This is a genomic window from Taibaiella sp. KBW10 (assembly GCF_003852495.1).
In the GTDB taxonomy this organism is placed as follows: domain Bacteria; phylum Bacteroidota; class Bacteroidia; order Chitinophagales; family Chitinophagaceae; genus Edaphocola.
This window is the reverse complement of record NZ_QAJI01000007.1, coordinates 142,895-161,557: the sequence shown is the minus strand read 5'-3', so window position 1 is coordinate 161,557 and position 18,663 is coordinate 142,895. Positions and strand designations below refer to the sequence as shown.

Below are 18,663 nucleotides of genomic sequence, written 5' to 3'. Positions count from 1 at the left end.
ATACTTTATGCTTACAGAATGAGCCGCAAAAGCTAAAAACAACAGTACATAAATGTGGCCTCGCTTTATACACAATTTGCGTATTGTATATCTCAAACTCAAAGAGGTATAAAGGAAGCAGGTACGGTATGCTGACAGTTGGAATTGACGGCGCTGATTTCAAAATACTGTTGTTACTATCAGTTGGATATAATAAGGTAATAACAGTCCCACTTAAAAGACAAAGCCGTTTCTAATCTATACCTGCCTTCTGAAGATTGTATATTATTGTTTCACAAACCGTGCTGTGCCCTGTCTGCCCTCTTTATTGATCAGACGGATCAGGTAGATGCCCGGGCTTAATTGGCTTACATTCACCTGCTCTTGATTGCGTTGTAGCAGGGTTTTAAATACCCGGATACCGGTAGTTGTATAAACCTCCATGGTCATTTCTGTGGCTATATTTTTTATCCTTATCTCCTCGGTGACCGGATTGGGATAAATGCTGATTTCCGGGAAACCAGACATAGGAGCGATACCCAATTCGCCGGTACTAAGGGCATGACAATAAGTATGGCTGCCACATGCATTAGTGACCGTCACACATACCGTGTAATTGCCGGAACTACTATAAGTATGTATAGGATTGGCAGAAGATACGGCCGGGCTGCCATCGCCAAAGTTCCAGCTGAGTGAAGTGTAGGGTGTGCTGCCGCTATAGGTAAAATTGACGATATTGCCGCTGCTGTTAACAGCTGTAAAATGTGCAGTTGGTGCGATACAGTTACATTGGCTAGCGCCGAATTTGGCCACAAACCAATCATAAGTCCCCCCTGTAATGGCAATCGTATCAGGCCCGGGGAATAAGCGGTAATCAAAACTGCCCCCGACAAAGAAATTTCCTTTACGGTCTCCCGCTATGGCGGTACTGTAATTGTTGAGCGTATTTTGAGAAGCTATAGAGTCCATACTTATAAGGGCACCGGTCATTGCATTCAGGCGTGCCAGCAAGATATAGGCCGTGCCCGACATGGTCAAGGGTGCTGTTATCGAGTCGGTATCCCATTTCAGTAATCCTCCGTAATAACAGGCGAGCCCGATGGTATTCTGACTATAAGCAAGGCTGTATCCCGCACAGGCACCGTCTTTTGGTTTGCCACTGCTGGCCCAGCGGTAATTGCCACTGGCATCAAGCGAAATCACAAAAGGGAAGGTATGTACACTCAGGCTATTGGTAAAGGTATGTCCTGCAAAGGTATTGCCATTATATACATCACCACCGATATAAATGTTTCCCTGCGGGTCGATTACCGGACGGCCATTTCGAGTACTTGCATACAGGTTTGCGGCCGATTGTTTGGTCCATAATACATTACCGCTGCTGTTAAATGCGCTTAAGTAAATGGGGAGTGCACCTATATTACCGATAGCGTTGATGCTCGTACTGCCGAAAGCCAAAGTGCCATATGTTTTGTCATATTGGCCACAGATGTAAAACCGGCCGTTATTATGATCGCGGGAAAAATGCCCGCTTTCTGCATTGGTAATGCCATTCAGATTGGCGGTATTGCCTCCGTCTGTTGTGGCCATGTCCAAAGAAACTAAGCCCTGATAAGCGCCGGAAGTATTAAATCTACTGATGTAATAGCCGGGTGTGGTAATGGTAAAAGCCCCTCCGCCATAATTACCCGGTTGCAGGAAGGCGTACCAGAAAATATCGCCATTAGGAGCAACGCTCATATCCAATGGCCGGGACTCGTTAAATGTACTCACCGTATCGGCCTGGGGCATTTTGAGCCACTTATAAAGGCCTGTGGTGTCATACTTGATCAGGAATAATCGTTTGTTGGTATTACCCAAAGTTGTGTCGGTATCAAAATAGGTATAGCCCAATGCGTTGTTACTAACTGTTTGCCCGATTACATAAACACCATCTGCAGAATCCACGCCCAGGGCCCGCCCGACAGAAGAGCTGGCGCCGCCAATATTTTTCATCCAGCGAAAACTTCCGTTACAGCTCCAGCTGGCAATCGTCAGCCGGTCACGTACGCTGATACCGGTATGGCCATCTACATTAGCGAGCCCGGGATTATTTACGGCCAGTACATATACATTACCATTGCGGTCTGTAGCCATATCAATTACTTGTTCATTGGCCAGCGAGCCGCTACCACTTCCGCCGCTGCCACCGCGTTTTCCCCATTGCCAACCAGGTTGCGCAGTAGTGATTAAAGTAAGGGATAGAAGAATGCTTATAAGTATTGTTTTTATCATGAAATCATACTGATATACGCGTGAGGGAATACTCTTTAAGACATTAAGTGAATCCTAAAGGTTGGTCGTGGTGGAAATATACCAATCTGTATTTCAATAAATTATACGATGATTGCTGTTTGCTTTCGGTATTCAGGCTCCTTTTGTTTTATAGGAATCTTAACCCCAAAAAACGTGCTATATGGATATTGCCGAAAAAAATATAACGGAATATCCCTTTAATAAACACAAAGATTTGTGCCCGGAATGATTACCATTCCGCATGATGCTCCAGTAGCTTTTTGTCTATGTGTCGTTTTATGTAAAAAAATTTATGTACGTTCTTTAATTCAACAATGAGCGTGTCGCCTCTGAATATAAATGCTTCCGTTTGTTTTCCAAGTTGCCAACCCATTTGTCCGGTTTGGGTAAACATATCGCCTAATATTTTATTCTTTTTCTTATAAAGAACACCTCTCCATCCGGTGTAAGCAGGATCAAACATTTCTGCTGTCAATTCGGGTTTGTCTCTGTCTAAATGAAAAAGATTAAAACAGCCATTCCCATAGAATCGATAAACGCCGTACGTCGTATGTCGATTTGCATAATTGTGCCGGGCTAATACATTTTCTTGTTTGACCAGACCTTCATAATAGTTGTCATTATATTCTTCGTAGATAACGGTCGTATCAATCTGATCCAAAATGGCTTGCTCAAAGTAAACGCTATTCTTAAATACCTTGGACTTGGTTGGTGCTTTTGAATAACCATTTCGCAGAGTCGTTGTCTGAGCACAGCTAACCAAAAGTAATAGTATGGGTAGAATCGTTTGTTTTTTCAAAATGGTTAACTTATCACTATTGAGATATCTTTTGGAATATGTGGTACGGTCAATAGATCGGTTATTGATCATTCATTTTTAAGGCGATGATTATTGGACCTTATCCACAAATGTAATGCTGGATAAGAGACTAATAACCGCTAATCCAATAAAAAAGAAGAACACACTTAACCTGTTTTTCGTAGTCGCCTTACTATATCTAAGCAATAAATATCCTGCAATCAGGTTAAAGAGTGCCCATAGGATATTAATTAAAGGGGAAGAAAGTCCTTTGCCGGGTGGGTCGGCAAACGGTGTCGGGAAGGGATTTCCGGAAATCCCGTTCATAAAATGGGGAAGGGCATTCGTTAAAAATACACCTGCAAAAAACGCCGCAATGTAATGATACCACTTCATCGAATGATCCGATCTTTTATTTGCATTTTCCATAATTTTGGATGATTATGTATATGATTAAAGCTAATTGTATTAAATGATAGATTGTGTTTTACACCATGTACTGCAAAAAGGGTCTATGATTTTGTCTTTCGAATATAATATAAAATCCTGATTTAATACTTATTGCCGACACTTCGGTCATCCTGATACTCCTGTAATGGCTTAAGGTAAAGGGATCTTTCTCAAAACGATTAGTCTGTCCATATTTTAAAAGCCTGGACATTTTCTAATCAATGAGTTCAATAGTCTGCAGGGCTTCTTAACGGGTTGCTTCCGTATAAATATAAGCGACGCGCGGAACAATAATTTTTCAAAATAGAAATAGCTAAGCTATATTGCATCATAACATAAGCTACCGGTTTTAAAAAGGATTATTTGTTATCTTTAGCAATATAGAGCGGGCAATAGAATTTAAGGCAGTCACCTTTGAAATTCCTATTGAGCAGCATAGAGAGAAATACATCATTCGACACCGCTTTAGCACATCACAATAGCTGCAATAATCATACGATCAGTAATAAATCAAAGACAAAATAATTAAGGAAAATGGATATCATTTCAATCTTCATCGGACTGGTTGCGGGACTTGTGTTGGCCTACCTGACCTTTACCTTGCTGCATAAAGCGAAAAACGTTTCCCGGACGACTTATGATGCGTTAACCACACGTTTCAATGAAACCCATACGCAGATAAAAGTGACGGAAGAAAGACTGCTGCTGCTACAACAAACCTATGAAAGCCTGAATACAAAATATGAACTAAGGGCACAAGATATTACAGGATTGCAGTCTAAAGCGACTACTCTGGAGACAAGGATACAAAATGAAGAACACAGAAATGAGGAACTAAAGAAATCTTTGTCTGATCAGCATGCTTTAAATAGAACACTTCAGGAGGAAATAAATGCATTAAACCAGCACCTGGCGACAGAAAAGGCTACAACAGGTTCATTGACGGAGCGTATAAATGCACAGAAAGAAATCAATACCCTGCAGTCCGACGACCTGAATCAAGTAAAGGAGCAGTTGGTAAAATTGACGGAACGGAACCTCCTGTTTAGTTCAGATAATAGCAGGCTTACCGCTAATAATGCCGCATTGAATGAAAAACTTTCTGTCCAGAAAACCGACATGCTGGAGTTGCAAAAAACGGCGCATCTTCAGTTTGAGAAAATTGCCGGACAGATTTTAGAAGAAAAATCGGGGAAGTTTACAGAAGCCAATAAAGCAAATATTGAGGCCCTACTGAAGCCACTTAGCGAGAATATTGATCAGTTTAAAAAGAAAGTTGAAGAAACATATGATAAAGAATCTAAGCAACGATTTTCGCTAGAAGAGAAGGTTAAAGAATTGGTAGAACAGACCAACAAAGTAAGTAGTGAGGCCAATAACCTGGCCACTGCTTTGAAGGGGCAGGCAAAGAAACAGGGCAATTGGGGGGAAATGATCTTGGAAAGCATTCTTCAGCAATCGGGATTGGTAAAAGACCGGGAATATTTTGTACAGCCGACGATTAAAGATGAAGACGGGAGAAATTTAAGACCCGATGTTTTGGTCAAGTTGCCGGACAATCGGATCATTATTATAGACTCAAAGGTTTCATTGGTGGCGTATGATCGTTTTTCCTCGGCCGATACAACGGAGGAGCAGGCGATTTATAGAGCAGATCATTTAAAATCTATATATAGTCATATCGATGATTTGCATAGCAAAAAGTATGATCATTTGGAAGCATCATTAGATTTTACCATGATGTTTGTGCCTATTGAGCCGGCTTACCTGGTTTCTATTCAGGCAGATCCGGAGTTGTGGGCCTATGCTTATGCAAAACGCATTTTACTGATCAGTCCTACGAATTTAATTGCCTGTCTGAAACTAATGTCCGACTTGTGGAAGAGAGAAATGCAAAGTAAAAATGCAATGGAGATCGTAAAACGCGGAGAATTAATGTATGAGAAGTTTGTAACATTTGTTTCCACGCTCGAAGATCTCGGGAAGCATATCAACAGGACACAACAATCATATACTGCAGCTATAGGGCAGTTAAATACTGGTAGCGGAAACCTGGTAGGGCAGGCCTTGAAGTTGAAAGAACTGGGGCTGAAATCTAGTAAACAAATTCCAGCTGCTTTATTACCGGAAGATTTTGAACCGGAACCAACAATTCAGGAGCCACAACCGGACGGGCAATAATTGCCCATATCGCATTTCCTTTTATAACGATAGCAGAATATTCAGCCGCCAGAAGAAGCGCCCATAAACACCCGTTCATAATTTGATCGGAAGAAGTAATATTTTTTTGGAAAAATAAAATCACTTTACTATCTTTGCACTCCTCTTAAGAGGGACACATTACCCACGGTGCGGTAGCTCAGTCGGTAGAGCAAAGGACTGAAAATCCTTGTGTCGCCGGTTCGATCCCGGCCCACACCACCAAAAAAAGGAAGCCTCTCTCAAAGAGGCTTCCTTTTTTTATAAAAAATCTATATTTGATGCTTTTGGGAGTTTAATACAGGATGGTAAAGGATTTTGTTGCGAAAAACTTCATTTATTTATAGATGGTACTTATTTTAGTAATGACGTCTGCCTGATTTTTTACGAGGATAATGAAATAAAGTTTACGCAATTGTACCGCCTTTCGGGTGGAGAACACTTTGCAGAAATTAAAGAAGATCTTGAAAAACTGTTGCGTCTTGGAGTGAGCATTAAGAGTATTGCCTGTGATGGGCATAAAGCTATTTAAAGACGATAAGGCATAGCCGTACAGATATTATTGTGCAGCATTACCTGGTACAAAATGCATAAAACCTATATTACATAAAACCCATTTAGTGTAACAATAAACAAATATTGGTACAAATATAAAATGGTACGCGAGGGCGCTTATTCACCTTAAAAATGCCTTACTAAATATGTTCCATTTGCTACAAAACAGCAAAAGTCCAAAATCAAAAAACGGACTGGAACCCTTCTTCGGACGCTTAAAAAACCATCTGCTGTTGCACCGAGGATTAAGCAAAGAGCACAGGAGGAATTTTATCAAATGGTATCTGTACTTTAGAAATAATACTTGAGTTTTATTCATAAATCGCAAAGAATGAAAACAAAAAATCTTTTGCAAACATTTGCAGAAGACACCATTCTTCTTGGTAAATCATATTGCTGTTAAGTTGCTCTCCAGCAGAGCTTAGGTCCTCTTCTGATTTACAATGCTACTAAAAGCTTTTTAAGGCAATTTAACACCAACTATTTTCTTCACCATTACCATTATTTCATATAATCATAATGGTGTGTGTAAGTTCCTGCGGTGTATAGATTTGCGAATCATAAGACAGGGACATTTGCTATGACTCAGGATGTGCGTTGTGTAAAAATGCTTTTGTATGGAATTAAACTGGGATCGCAACGAATATTTCGGTGCCTTCTTTAGCAGAGTGAATATCTAATGTACCTCCAATATCTTTAATTTTATTTCGTAAAGATTGTAATCCTATGCCTTTTCCGTTAGGTAGGTGCCTTGGATCAAAGCCTCTGCCATTATCTTTTATTTGTAGCAGTATCATATTGTCCTCATCATAGATATAAAGCGATATTTTATCAGCTTCGGCGTGCTTAAGAATATTTACAAAAGCTTCTTGTACAATGCGAAGCAGCTCTATTTTTATAGTGTAGGATACTTTTTGCAAAGAGGTATCATCTATTTCTATCGTCTTTTTATATTGCTCCTCCGGCAGCGCATATGCGGCCAACTTATGTACACTTTCCGAAAAGGAGGCGATCTCTTCTTTCAAGCCCCCGACATACCATTCATGGCTTTTATTTCTGGTTTCCTGGTAGGTTGCTCTTGCCAGGTTACTGATGTCTTGGAGTCTTTTAGCTTGTTTATTGTCAGGTTCATCCAACAGCTCTTTATCTATAAAATTGCATAGGTAAACCAACTGTCCGGCTATGTCATTATGTAGTTCCATACCCATTTTGCGTTGAATGCGATCGGACTTCATTGTGAGCTCAGCTATTTCTATTTGGGTAAGCCTGTTCAGCTCCTCAATTTTCTTATTTGATTTTTTTTCTTTTCGCCGCATTCTAATAACCAGATAAATGATACATGTTACGGCAGTAAATGAAGCTATAATAATCAGGATATTCCGGGTGTGTTTTTGCGCTTGCAGGAGCATGACCTCTTCCTGTTTTTGTTCGGCTACAAGCTGGGCGTATAGGTTGTTGTTGATATCTGCTGTTTTTAGATTTATTATAGAATCATTGATTTCATAAGCTTGCAAAAGATCTTGGTAAGCTACTTTAAAGTTATTGTCAATTGCATTTACTTTAGCTGTGTATAATAACTGCGCCCTTCCGTCGCCGGGGTCGTTTTTATTGATTTTTTGTGCGAGCAGTTGCAAATAGTGCTTGCTGCGTTCTGTTTGTCCCTGAACAATAAATAAGTCAATGTACTTTCTTAATAAGGCCCTTTCTGCCGATCGGGCCCATACTTGCCTTATTGTAGTATCTGTCTGAATGATGATGTAACTACTATCCAGTATATTTTTGGCCTTTACGTAATCCCGTTGCATCAGAGTTTTGGTGTATCGCACCTGATAGTATAAATAAAGGCATTGCTGCATTTTATCCTGTGTAAGGTATTCTTTCTGTAGACTCTTCCATATTTTTTCTGAAATGTTTTCGATCTCCTTGACCATGCCGGAGTCATTTAAACTTGCATACATCCTGGAAGCAATATTTAAAATAGTCATTGCATTGGTACAGGTATTTGCAGGTACATTCTTGTTGAGAATAAGTTGGGGTAAGGTTTTTAAAAAGGGAAATATCGTTACAAATATTTCTTTACGCCTTTCATAATTGCCTTTTTCATTTTTCCCGTAGATAGTGAGTAGATGCCTGGGTTCGTTTAAAGAATTAATATAGGGTTGGCTTTCCTTTAATGCTTCTTCTGATTTTTGAAGGTAATAGATTGCGGCGCCGTCTTTGGAGGTAAATGTGGCATTGTTAGCCAAAAAAGAATAGTATCTGACCCGATAAGGCTGGTACTGTTTTTTACTCCATGCAATCTTTTTATAAAGCTCAAGGTTTTCTTTAAGAAATCCATCTTTTAGAAAAAGATCTGCTAAACGCTCGGCATTGTGAAAATAGGTGGTGTCGTTTAGCTTTCCGGTTTTGTATTGCTGGTTTAATCTGTTCCACTCGTTACGGCCGGGCTGAGCAAATCCTGTATAGGCCATGCATAGAATTACTATAGCCGACAATAGGCTTTTGTATAGTAGCAGCAGTGATTTTGTCATAAATTATACAATTTTGATCGGCATTGCTGAAATATGGGTCAACATATATCATAAGATGGTGGTATTCAAGAAGACAAAATGGTACTTTTCGTTATGTCAAATGATTATCGTACGCATATTTTACCAGACCGACCACCGAATGCAGTTGTAGTTTCTGCATCAGATTTCGTTTGTGTGTCATAATGGTAATAGGGCTCACATGTAGTATTTCGGCAACTGTTTTGGTTTTGTGACCTGTGGCCAACAGGCGTAATACTTCCAATTCCCTTTTGGTAAGTGTTGTATTGTCTATGGAGAAAATGCTGCTTGCCAGTCTTCCGCTGATATCACTGCTGATAAATTTTCGGCCTCTATGTGTATTCTCAAATGCCAATTTCATTTCTTCCGGAGGTGTTCCTTTACTGATATACCCATTAACGCCCAAGGCTAAACATTCTTTTATAGAATTAATATCTATAATGCTGCTTAATACAAGGATAATAAGTTCCGGATCATGGATACGCATGTAGGTAATAAACTCAGGCACGTTTTGTCCCGGCATTATTAAATCGGTAATTACATAATCATAATGAATAGATTGAAGCTCTTTTTTTGCTTTTTCAACCTCATTGAATACATTGATGATACAATCATCTGGAAGCATTTTTATTAAAAGCTGTTTAAGCCCTTCTGCTACTAATGCATGATCATCTAATAATAAGATATGAATGCCCGAAATATTTATGTTGCTCTTCATAATCAATTTACAAAGCTACAATATATAACCTAATTATTTTCTACTACATATGTAGTAATTATAAGATACTTATTGTAAGATAATTACCTGTTATGGATGATAGGGAAAGGATGCTAAATGATTCAATTTTGCATTACTTACAAATCGTTATTAAAATTATTCGATTTTAATTTAAAATAGTGTTGAATATTATTACTTAAAACCAGTTTTCATTAAATACAAAATGAGTCATAGATTACATAATATAAAAATCATTCTTCCCATATTAGTATGGGGTATGCTTAGCCATTCCGCAATAGCACAAACAAGTTACCGGTTCGGTACTTCATCAGGAATAGGGGGTGCCATAGGCTCAGGATATGAAGTGGCTAATCAAAAAGCCACTTTTGTCAATAATGCGACTCCTGCTGTTTTTGGTACTACAAACGTAACCGTCTCACTTAGTAACCAGCAATATGGAAACACCACCGCCCATCCGTTTGAGGGAATGGTGAATCCTATCTATTCTGGTGCTGTTGCCTTTGGTGCTGTAGGCGGCACAGGTAATGCCGACCCAATAGCCAATAATCGGTTTACAAATCTATACGCTTTTGGTACGCCTGCCAATAATCTATTTACCATTCATAAAATGGCAGCACCAGGTACCGGTATTAATGCCCCTGTCACAGGAGCCTTTACCATAGCACTATTTACCGATGCATTGCTCAATGCAGCAGGAGACAATATTAATGGTATGACCGACCTGGATACAGATATACAATTTGCCGACATTACACTCACTTTTAATGAGCCGGTTTCTAACCCGGTAATCCATTTGGGAGGTTTAGGGGGTACTGCAGATGTAACTTTGCCAAATGCGGCTTACCATAGCTGGCTTGGTTTTACGCCGGTATTTGAGTTGTTGAATGCATATTCAGTTATGCGCCTTTCTGGATCCGCTTATTTTGATGTAGATCCATTAGTCAAAAAAGCAAAAACCAGTACGACCTGGTTAGGTTTTAGCTCGCTGTCTGCAGGCTCCTGTTACGGGGGTAAAACCACCTATGGTGCCTCTGGTAGTTTTGTGGTTAATGCCATTAATATTAGTACTCTTACCCTACGCATTTATTTACGCAGTGATGAGGGTAGGGTAACAGATGCATTTAATTCCATTCCTTGTCCCACGCCTGCCAATGTCATTTATCACCCCTTCAGTGCTACTTTATATCCGCGCTGGTCAGATTTAGAAAGTGTAAGATCAGATGCCTTTGCGCTTTCCGTTTCCTTTGCACGATCAAAAGTGACTGGTAATGTATTCAATGATCCTGATGGTGGTCATATAGATAATAGTACAGGTGCTGCAAATCTAGTGCCTGGTGGTATTTATGCCAACCTGATTGATACCGCAACAGGATTTGTACTTAAGTCTGTGCCGGTAAGTACAAACGGAGTGTTTGATTTTGGTGAGCTAAATGCGAATGGTTATCAAGTGGTATTAAGTAGCACTTTAAGCACCAGTGGAATGGCCCCTGCACCATATACGGCACCAACCGGCTGGGTAAATACAGGTGCTTTTAATGGTATACCCAATACCGGGAATACCGGTGTGTGTACTGGTGTAAGCGAAATATTTGAAGTGAATGAAGCTGGGAACAGAATCAATATTAATTTTGGTATTCAGCAATTGCCAGAGAGTGATAATCACAATACCACCATACCACAACCTGATACAAACGATACATTAGTTTTAGATGGATTAGGAGCCAATCTGCCTTTATTGTCGGGTAGCGACATTCAAGACGGTACTTATACCGGTGCAGCAGGTACCGTCAGAAATCCTTCAGGGGTAATCATTACCAGCCTTCCTGTCAATGGTGTTTTATATTATAACGGCGCACCGGTTACGATAGGAGATACTATTATTAACCCTGCATTATTAACAATAACACTAACAGGTTCCGGTTACACAAGTCTGCAATTTGAATATGCTTATTTAGATGCTGCAGGTTTTGCAGATCCCACTCCTGCTGTTTATACTATTAACTGGAGCCTCCCGTTGCCTGTTAGCCTGTTATACTTCCAGGCATCCAAACAAAGTGGTAGCATACTGCTTCAATGGGCTACAGCTTCTGAGCAAAATAGCAAAGGTTTTGAAATAGAAAGAAGTAGTAATGGCAGCGTCTGGAATAATATTGGATTTTTATTTTCTTTATCTGCTGATGGTAATAGTAATACTAAGCTATCTTATTCTTTTAAAGATGCACAACCTTTCCCGGCGATGAACTATTATCGTTTAAAGCAAATTGACTTTGACGGAAAATATGAATATAGTGCTGTCAGAACGATTGCTTTTGCCAATGAAACAAGTATCAATATCTACCCTAATCCGGTTACTGATAAAATAAGGATTGAAGGATTGATCGGTGGGGAAATCATATACATTGCCAATATGTGGGGGCAGCGTGTCTCTACTGTTAAGGCGGGAGGCCATACTTGTACTATTGATATAAGCACCCTTGCTGCGGGTAGCTATATTATACATATTATTGATGCGTCAGGAATACAGATAAGCGCTAAAAAACTGGCAAAAACCTAATCTATACCTTTTAAATATCCTGTTTTGACTTTTAAGGTCGCTTCTTATTAAAGAAGTGGCCTTTATAGTATGTGACTAACTTAATACTGAATATAATTTTCTACTTTTCACTTGTAATCTCCTACAACCTCTAAAAAATGAAAATGCAATTCATGCTCATAGCATTTATATTGTTTTCCGTAACAATGGTTGCAAAAAAACTAGGTATAATTCCACGTCTTATATTGTTGCCCTTAAAAATTAGTAGCCGACATCAACAACGAAAACAAAACTGCATTGAAAAAGCATTTCAAATTTCTATTGATTGATAAAGGAATTTGGAAAATAGAAAAACAGCAATGCCTACTTAATTCTATTGAAAAAAACGAAATCGAAAAAGAGTACGATAGCCTGATAATGAATAAATCAACTTTTCCTGAAGACGATTTTCAGAATTAATATTGAATACCAATGGCAGCGAAGTACCCATTCTGTTTGCTGGTGGCTTGATTGATGCAAATGACTTAAAACAAATCGTTAATGATATAAAGCAAGAAACAGATACCGTAAAAAAAATGTTACAATATTTAATAAGTAATTACCCTGGTGCAAAGGTTGCTTCTGCCATTATTATGTTGATATCAACTAGAAAAACCACTAGGTAACATTTACTTATTATCAATCAGGCGCAAATTTAAAACCCAATCCGAATAGTGATATTGCGATATGTCCCAGTTACATCAATACAGGTCACATTTGGCTTTTTGATTTAAAAAATGGCAAGCTGATGTTTAACAAAATGAAAATTGAAAACGACCAAAATATCTTTAATCATTAATGTGATATTGAATGTAGAGCAAAGCTATTACAACATTTATACTAATATTAATTCTTACAACTACTTTTTGAAAAGCGCAATTTGCAGGCGCGTATTAAATAAATGGCATCAGCCCGGATACATTGTTTTACCCAATAATGAATTTGCCATTATCAAATAGGCAAAAGTAATTACAGGCAAACGAGAACAAACAGACAGCAATAAAATTGCCTTGAAAGTACAGCAGCTGAACTAACAATATTTTGCTGTATAAAGCAGCAGATAGAAGCATACAAAATACAATTGACAATAGCTTTAGCCAAAGGGGAAATAGAGTATTACCCCAATCCGCCATCAAACACCAGAAAAATATCATGCACAGGCATACAAGTGGTAGATATGAACAGGGGGATAAAAATAATGCCATCCATAAGCCAAAAGAAGCGATACAAAGGCAACCGGATTAATGAAAAAAGGAAAGAATATTTATGCATTTCTTTATAGAAAACAAGTTGTTTGTCGCAGACGATACTGAGCGCATCCCTTGTACCTATGAGAATTTGGAAAGCGGCTCCGGTACTATCGTATGTATGTTCATTTGACTTGGTGGATCGAAACGACCTTGTGCGTAAGCAAATCCGTCTTCTACTTTAATAACTATATCAACATCGTGCGCAAAAGTCTGTAGACCCCTTATTTCCTCGCCTTTTGATTCGAGTCCTGTCCTTGCTTTATGCTGAACCTCTTTCCGATGAATCAAAGTATTGTCTGATGATGATTTACAGCTGCCGGTTCAAAAATAATAATGCATATATTTGAATCAGCATTAACCTATATGACATTATTATGATAACTGTGGCCATTGTTGAAGACAATAAAGACATCGTGGCTTTATTAGAAGCGCTCTTAGATAGCGAAACAGATTTGTTGCATGTAGGAAGTGCTGTGACGGGAGCTGCGGGTATTGAACTGATCAAGGAATGTACGCCCCGGGTTGCACTAATGGACATTCATCTGGGCGATATGAGCGGTATCGATTGTGTACGGCAATTGAAACCGTTATGTAAGCATACAGAGTTTGTTATGTGTACCGCTTTTGACGAAGACCAGCTTGTGTATGAAGCCTTACGTGTCGGCGCCAGTTCTTATCTCATGAAGAATAATACGGTGGAATTTATGGTTAATACCATTCGTGAGGTCGCTGAGGGCAAAAGCCTTATGAGCAGCGATATTGCCAGAAAGGTAGTGAAACAAATACAACAAACCTATCCTAAAGCGGAGTATGGCATTACTTCCCGGGAATCGCAGGTACTGGAACAGTTGTCTTTCGGAAGGACCTACCAGGAGATTTCCGATCAGTTATTTATTAGTGTGAAAACTTTAAAAACGCATATCTACCGTATTTATGAAAAGCTGCAGGTGAATAACCGTGTGGAGGCGATCAATAAGTATTACAATATCAATAAGGGCTAAACATTAAAAAGATTACGGGCATATAGCAACCATTTTTTTCCTTTTGTGGCCATAAAAGGAAAAAAATGCCTGTTTCATTAAAGCGACTGCGCTACATCACAATTTTATTAGTTTCCGGGTATCGATTTTTTTGGCGGTATCTTTTGCATCAAGCCCAAAGGGACATCATAGCAATAAATGGAAATCAAAAGAACATTTAAGTATTTGTTTCCTAAAAGTGGGCACTCAATAAATGATAATTGTAATCTTAAGATTCGGTTGCTTCCATTTCGCTTAGCGGCACTTTAAGGACAACACAGGTACCTTTTGTTTTCCGCTCCCAAACTACATTTCCGCCTATAGCCTGTATATTGTTGTTGATATTGTCTATTCCGTTTCCTTTGATAAGCAAGGCATCATCAGGCATCCCATTCCCATTATCTTCAATACTGATCACAAGCTTTTCCCGGCTTACCGATGCACTGCAATATACTTCCGTAGCAGCACTATGTCTTATAATGTTATTCAAACATTCTTTGATGCTATAATATAAATAGCGTCGCTTATAACCATCAATAGGAAGATCTGCCGCTTCCATATCAAAATTAAAGTTATGCTTTAAGCGCGCATCGGATAAGAGTTGTTCTCCATATCGTTGTACATAAGCCAGGAGGCTGCCCAGTGTGTCATTACTATCGTTCAGCGACCATACAATTTCATTGATCTGTGTTGCCAGCTTCTGGCTGTTGCGTTCCAGCACCTCCACAGGTGTTGCAATGGCTTCAATGTTTGATCGCCTGAGCATTTGCGTCGCCATGCCGATTACGGTAAGCGCCCCGCCTAATTCATCATGTAATTCCTGTGCAATACGTCTTCGCTCAGCGATTTCCGCATTCAGAAGCAGTTCTTTTTGTTCTATTTCCAGGTGCTGCTGCAACGCTTTTTGCTTTTGCTCATACAAGTATTTTTTATTTCTGAAGAAAATGTAGAGGCCAATAACGATCGCTAATAATAATAAGGTAACCAACAGGAAAAAGGTAGACCGGTCATCAGCAATTTTTTTTTCTTGCTCAGCTATTGTTTTTTCGCTCTTCGTTTTTGCCAGATTTTGGTCGTATTGAAGCAATTTTTCATCTTTCTTTTTTCCTCTAATTAATACCTCCAATCGTATCTGGTCTTCCAGCGCTTTTAATGCTCCGGGTAAATCACCCTCCGCTTTCTTTACTTTGTAAAGTGTCGTGTAATAAGTATTCACAAACCATTCTCCCGGCACACAAGTAGTGGTAACATCTTCCGAACTAAAATCAATCGTGTCAATATAGGCGCCAAAAGTGGCCAACAGAGAATCTGCTTTTCGATAATCCTTCTTCAGAAATGCGATCTGGGCAAAATAGATATTTGGCAGCAGCAGCGAACTTTTTTGGGTATAATGATCGGCAACAATCTCTGCATACTTATTGATGAGTGGGAGGGCGCTGTCCGTCATTCCCCTGTCTATATAGTTCTGACCAAAATTGCCACAGATATACTCTATCTCGCCTAATTTTTCAATAGAATCCGTAATTAATGCAATCCCTTTGCGCCACTCCTTAACGGCAGACAGTGTATCCCGTTCCGAAAAAAAGTGATTAATGGCCAGGTTATCGTGAAGCGCTATCTCCGCCTTAAAATCGCGCGGTTGTAACTTTTTAGCTTCATTCAAAGCCTGGTCGTAATATTTGCGGGCATACTCGGAATTGTTTCTTTGAGCATGGATATTACCCATAGCTCCAAGTGCCCAAATCCTGTCATGGGGCGTTAATTCATTTATTTTGGGCATTACCCTTTCCAGATAATAAGGCGATAAGGTATCGTCGCGTCCGTTATACAAAATACTATAATACAGATCCACTACCGGCTGCATTTTTTCGTGGCCGGGCTTATAAGCCAGTTCAGCGGCACTGTCCAGCAGAGCTTTCCCCTGACTGATATCCATATAAGTACGCCCTATAAGATAAGCTTGATGACAATAAGATCCAATCACTTCATCCGTCAATCCATACTGCTTCGCCAATACATATATTTGTTGCTGCAGCACTAGTCCCTCGTCTATAGGTACACTATAGCTGCGCTTTTCCATAGAGTCGATCCGTTGCATAATAGACGGCGGTACTACTGTAGTATTATGGTCGCTTCTACGACAGGCTTGCAGGTAAAATAAGGAATAGCACAAGAAATATAAGCCCAGATGTATTGCTATATTTTTATATCTGAAATACATTATATGTGCACGTTTTGACGAAAGTAATGAAATCTTGGTTATTTAAAATACTACAAAAGTAGTAGCTGGGTCAGCGAGAACGCAATTACATTTGTATTCTAAACTAAACTAATATGAAAAACGCAACTTACAATAAGATACTTCTACTATAGTCCTTATACTTCTTCCAATTTGATTTCGGATGATCGAATGTGCATCTGGTGCTGCATTGGGAGGTTATGGCCACCACTACCGGTTTTATGAATTTAGCACGGATGAATGATTTCTGCCCGCTCTCCTTAATTTGGCGCAGATATCAGACAGCTGATATGGAAGACGATGAAAAGAGCTGTAGTGTAATGGAATTCGGCGACCTTCCTGCAGGCGTATCTCACTTTGTGATTTCGTCCAAAAGTCATTTACCAACAATAGAAGTAATTAAAAGCCTTAACCAGACCTGCATCCTGTAAAGATCCGGCTCCTCAAAGGGCCGGATGCTTTATAAAATTGATGCGCGTTCTTTTAAGGTTCAAGCGCTTGTGTTACAATGGGTTTCCTTGCTGGCATATTCTTCCTTATGGAATGTACATAGCGGATAAATTGACCCTAACAGGTTGCAATTAACCCCTTCAAAACAATCGTTATGTAAAATCTTTTTTTTAGTAACAAAACATACAGACTATGATGAAACCATTATTTACCCTGTCAATGTTGCTTAGCGGCGCATTGACCTATGCGCAGTCCGGCAACTATGTATTCAGTGGGGCAGAGCAAACCAGCTTCGGGACTACCGACCTCGCCACCCCGACTGGCGGGAGCTGGAGTACAGCGCGTGCTGCCACACCGGGATACTTCAGCGCAACAGGTCCTTCAGGAACCTTTACAGGCGCAGCTGACGGCGGTACAGCTCTTGTTGACGGCTATGTAAAATTCTATGCCAGCGCAGCCAACCAGTCCTTTTCTTTCCCGGTGGGCGTTAATGGCGCGACTGCGGCTGAAGGAGACCTGCGCACTTTGTCAGTAAGCGGTACGCTACCCGACAATGCGATTATTGCCACAGCCTGGATAGCAGGCAATCCCGTGGGCAACCTGGATCCTACCAGCACTGGTGCGTCCTCCGGGCCACATAGCACTGCATCTCTGGGGACTGGTATTATGAGTGTCAGTAAACTAGGGCAGTGGGATTGGCAGGACCTGAACAATAATGCTGCCGGTGCTACCATTACCGTAAGTATTCCGGCGCTAAGCAATGCCACTGCCGCCAACCTGCGCCTGGTAGGATGGAACGGCAGCCAGTGGATCGACCTCAGCACAAGCCAGGGCTCATCCGCGGCCAGCGGCAATACAGAGAACAGTACGCTTACCGGTACCATGCAATCCGGTATCAGCGCTATTGGCATAGGTGCAACAGACATTGCACTGCCGGTTACGCTACTTGACTTCACAGCCAGCATAGAACAGGGAGACCAGGTGTTGCTTAGCTGGGAGGTAGCCAATGAGAAATCTTTTGCGCACTATGAAGTGGAGTATGCTACCGATGCCGTTCAGTTTACCCCTGTCTGCGAGCTCGCCGGCGGGCAACCTGAAGGACGTTATGCATTGGTTCACAAACAGCCCGATCAGGAAGCTTTTTACCGCCTGAAGATGGTGGACCTGGATCATAATTTTACTTATAGTAAAGTTGTGAAAGTAGCACTGGGAGCCGTTGAGCAAGAGTTTATGGTCTATCCCAATCCTGCAATAAATACGGCAAAGGTAAAAGGTACCCGTGAGGGCGATCAACTTCAGCTTTACACCGCCGATGGCGAATTGTTGTATACGATGAACGCTACAGGAGACTTTGCCTTGTTGAACATGGAAGCTTACTCTGGCGGTGTCTACCTGTTAAGCGTATCCCGCCAAGGCAAACCTGTTTACCAGTCCAGGCTCATTAAAAAATAATAATACACCCACAGCCGGTACCGCATTAAATAGCCTGTTGTTTCAGTGCTACTTAGGGCTTATATACCAGCAACCGGCACAATCCTTTAATTATTTTAAATTGATATAAAAACTAA

13 protein-coding genes and 1 tRNA gene are annotated in these 18,663 nt (G+C 40.3%); 8 read left to right on the top strand and 6 right to left on the bottom strand.

What is annotated here, in order from left to right; translation table 11 throughout:
- Positions 1-264: 264 nt before the first annotated feature.
- From DBR32_RS14625 to DBR32_RS14615, 3 genes are all read right to left on the bottom strand, one after another.
- Positions 265-2,253 (bottom strand): PKD domain-containing protein, encoded by a 1,989-nt coding sequence (locus DBR32_RS14625; RefSeq protein ID WP_124637110.1) that lies wholly within the window; start codon positions 2,251-2,253, stop codon positions 265-267.
- A 250-nt stretch (positions 2,254-2,503) separates the two neighbouring features.
- Positions 2,504-3,073: a hypothetical protein gene (locus DBR32_RS14620; RefSeq protein WP_124637109.1), complete on the bottom strand. Its 570-nt coding sequence runs from the start codon at positions 3,071-3,073 to the stop codon at positions 2,504-2,506.
- Positions 3,074-3,163: 90 nt separating this feature from the next.
- Positions 3,164-3,502 carry a hypothetical protein gene (locus DBR32_RS14615; RefSeq protein WP_199724522.1) on the bottom strand — a complete coding sequence of 113 codons (339 nt, stop codon included), beginning with the start codon at positions 3,500-3,502 and terminating at the stop codon, positions 3,164-3,166.
- A gap of 555 nt (positions 3,503-4,057) precedes the next feature.
- Between DBR32_RS14615 and rmuC the strand changes: the two genes are divergently transcribed.
- The 3 genes from rmuC to DBR32_RS14600 all read left to right on the top strand — a co-directional run bounded on the left by rmuC (position 4,058) and on the right by DBR32_RS14600 (position 6,254).
- Positions 4,058-5,704, top strand: a complete 1,647-nt coding sequence (gene rmuC / locus DBR32_RS14610) for a DNA recombination protein RmuC (protein ID WP_124637108.1) — start codon at positions 4,058-4,060, stop codon at positions 5,702-5,704.
- A 167-nt stretch (positions 5,705-5,871) separates the two neighbouring features.
- Positions 5,872-5,947, top strand: a tRNA-Phe gene (locus DBR32_RS14605).
- On the top strand, positions 5,913-6,254 hold the full coding sequence (locus tag DBR32_RS14600) for a hypothetical protein (protein ID WP_124637107.1): 342 nt from the start codon (positions 5,913-5,915) through the stop codon (positions 6,252-6,254). Before DBR32_RS14605 ends, DBR32_RS14600 begins: the two co-directional genes overlap by 35 nt.
- A 646-nt stretch (positions 6,255-6,900) precedes the next feature.
- Here the strand turns inward: DBR32_RS14600 and DBR32_RS14595 are convergent.
- Both DBR32_RS14595 and DBR32_RS14590 read right to left on the bottom strand, forming a co-directional pair.
- On the bottom strand, positions 6,901-8,808 hold the full coding sequence (locus DBR32_RS14595) for a sensor histidine kinase (protein WP_124637106.1): 1,908 nt from the start codon (positions 8,806-8,808) through the stop codon (positions 6,901-6,903).
- Positions 8,809-8,899: 91 nt separating this feature from the next.
- A complete protein-coding gene (locus DBR32_RS14590) occupies positions 8,900-9,544 on the bottom strand; it encodes a response regulator transcription factor (RefSeq protein WP_124637105.1) in 645 nt (214 codons plus the stop codon).
- A 223-nt stretch (positions 9,545-9,767) separates the two neighbouring features.
- On the opposite strand from DBR32_RS14590, the gene DBR32_RS14585 reads away from it, so the two are divergent.
- The 3 genes from DBR32_RS14585 to DBR32_RS14575 all read left to right on the top strand — a co-directional run bounded on the left by DBR32_RS14585 (position 9,768) and on the right by DBR32_RS14575 (position 14,388).
- The gene (locus tag DBR32_RS14585) at positions 9,768-12,119 is read left to right on the top strand and encodes a T9SS type A sorting domain-containing protein (RefSeq protein WP_124637104.1); all 2,352 of its coding nucleotides are present in this window, start codon (positions 9,768-9,770) and stop codon (positions 12,117-12,119) included.
- Positions 12,120-12,559: 440 nt separating this feature from the next.
- Positions 12,560-12,763 (top strand): hypothetical protein, encoded by a 204-nt coding sequence (locus DBR32_RS14580; RefSeq protein ID WP_124637103.1) that lies wholly within the window; start codon positions 12,560-12,562, stop codon positions 12,761-12,763.
- Positions 12,764-13,761: 998 nt separating this feature from the next.
- Positions 13,762-14,388: a response regulator transcription factor gene (locus tag DBR32_RS14575; RefSeq protein WP_124637102.1), complete on the top strand. Its 627-nt coding sequence runs from the start codon at positions 13,762-13,764 to the stop codon at positions 14,386-14,388.
- A 247-nt stretch (positions 14,389-14,635) separates the two neighbouring features.
- Here DBR32_RS14575 and DBR32_RS14570 read toward each other — a convergent pair whose 3' ends face one another.
- Positions 14,636-16,627, bottom strand: coding sequence for a sensor histidine kinase (locus DBR32_RS14570; protein WP_124637101.1), 1,992 nt, complete (start codon positions 16,625-16,627; stop codon positions 14,636-14,638).
- 239 nt (positions 16,628-16,866) lie between these two features.
- On the opposite strand from DBR32_RS14570, the gene DBR32_RS14565 reads away from it, so the two are divergent.
- Positions 16,867-17,076: a hypothetical protein gene (locus tag DBR32_RS14565; protein ID WP_124637100.1), complete on the top strand. Its 210-nt coding sequence runs from the start codon at positions 16,867-16,869 to the stop codon at positions 17,074-17,076.
- Positions 17,077-17,287: 211 nt separating this feature from the next.
- Positions 17,288-18,547, top strand: coding sequence for a T9SS type A sorting domain-containing protein (locus DBR32_RS14560; RefSeq protein ID WP_124637099.1), 1,260 nt, complete (start codon positions 17,288-17,290; stop codon positions 18,545-18,547).
- Positions 18,548-18,663 lie beyond the last annotated feature (116 nt).

What these genes read in the sequence shown, in the direction of transcription:
- DBR32_RS14625 (WP_124637110.1), bottom strand. Translation starts at nt 2,253, where the DNA reads ATGATAAAAACAATACTTATAAGCATTCTTCTATCCCTTACTTTAATC.
- DBR32_RS14615 (WP_199724522.1), bottom strand. Translation starts at nt 3,502, where the DNA reads ATGGAAAATGCAAATAAAAGATCGGATCATTCGATGAAGTGGTATCAT.
- rmuC (WP_124637108.1), top strand. Translation starts at nt 4,058, where the DNA reads ATGGATATCATTTCAATCTTCATCGGACTGGTTGCGGGACTTGTGTTG.
- DBR32_RS14595 (WP_124637106.1), bottom strand. Translation starts at nt 8,808, where the DNA reads ATGACAAAATCACTGCTGCTACTATACAAAAGCCTATTGTCGGCTATA.
- DBR32_RS14590 (WP_124637105.1), bottom strand. Translation starts at nt 9,544, where the DNA reads ATGAAGAGCAACATAAATATTTCGGGCATTCATATCTTATTATTAGAT.
- DBR32_RS14585 (WP_124637104.1), top strand. Translation starts at nt 9,768, where the DNA reads ATGAGTCATAGATTACATAATATAAAAATCATTCTTCCCATATTAGTA.
- DBR32_RS14575 (WP_124637102.1), top strand. Translation starts at nt 13,762, where the DNA reads ATGATAACTGTGGCCATTGTTGAAGACAATAAAGACATCGTGGCTTTA.
- DBR32_RS14570 (WP_124637101.1), bottom strand. Translation starts at nt 16,627, where the DNA reads ATGTATTTCAGATATAAAAATATAGCAATACATCTGGGCTTATATTTC.
- DBR32_RS14565 (WP_124637100.1), top strand. Translation starts at nt 16,867, where the DNA reads ATGAATTTAGCACGGATGAATGATTTCTGCCCGCTCTCCTTAATTTGG.
- DBR32_RS14560 (WP_124637099.1), top strand. Translation starts at nt 17,288, where the DNA reads ATGATGAAACCATTATTTACCCTGTCAATGTTGCTTAGCGGCGCATTG.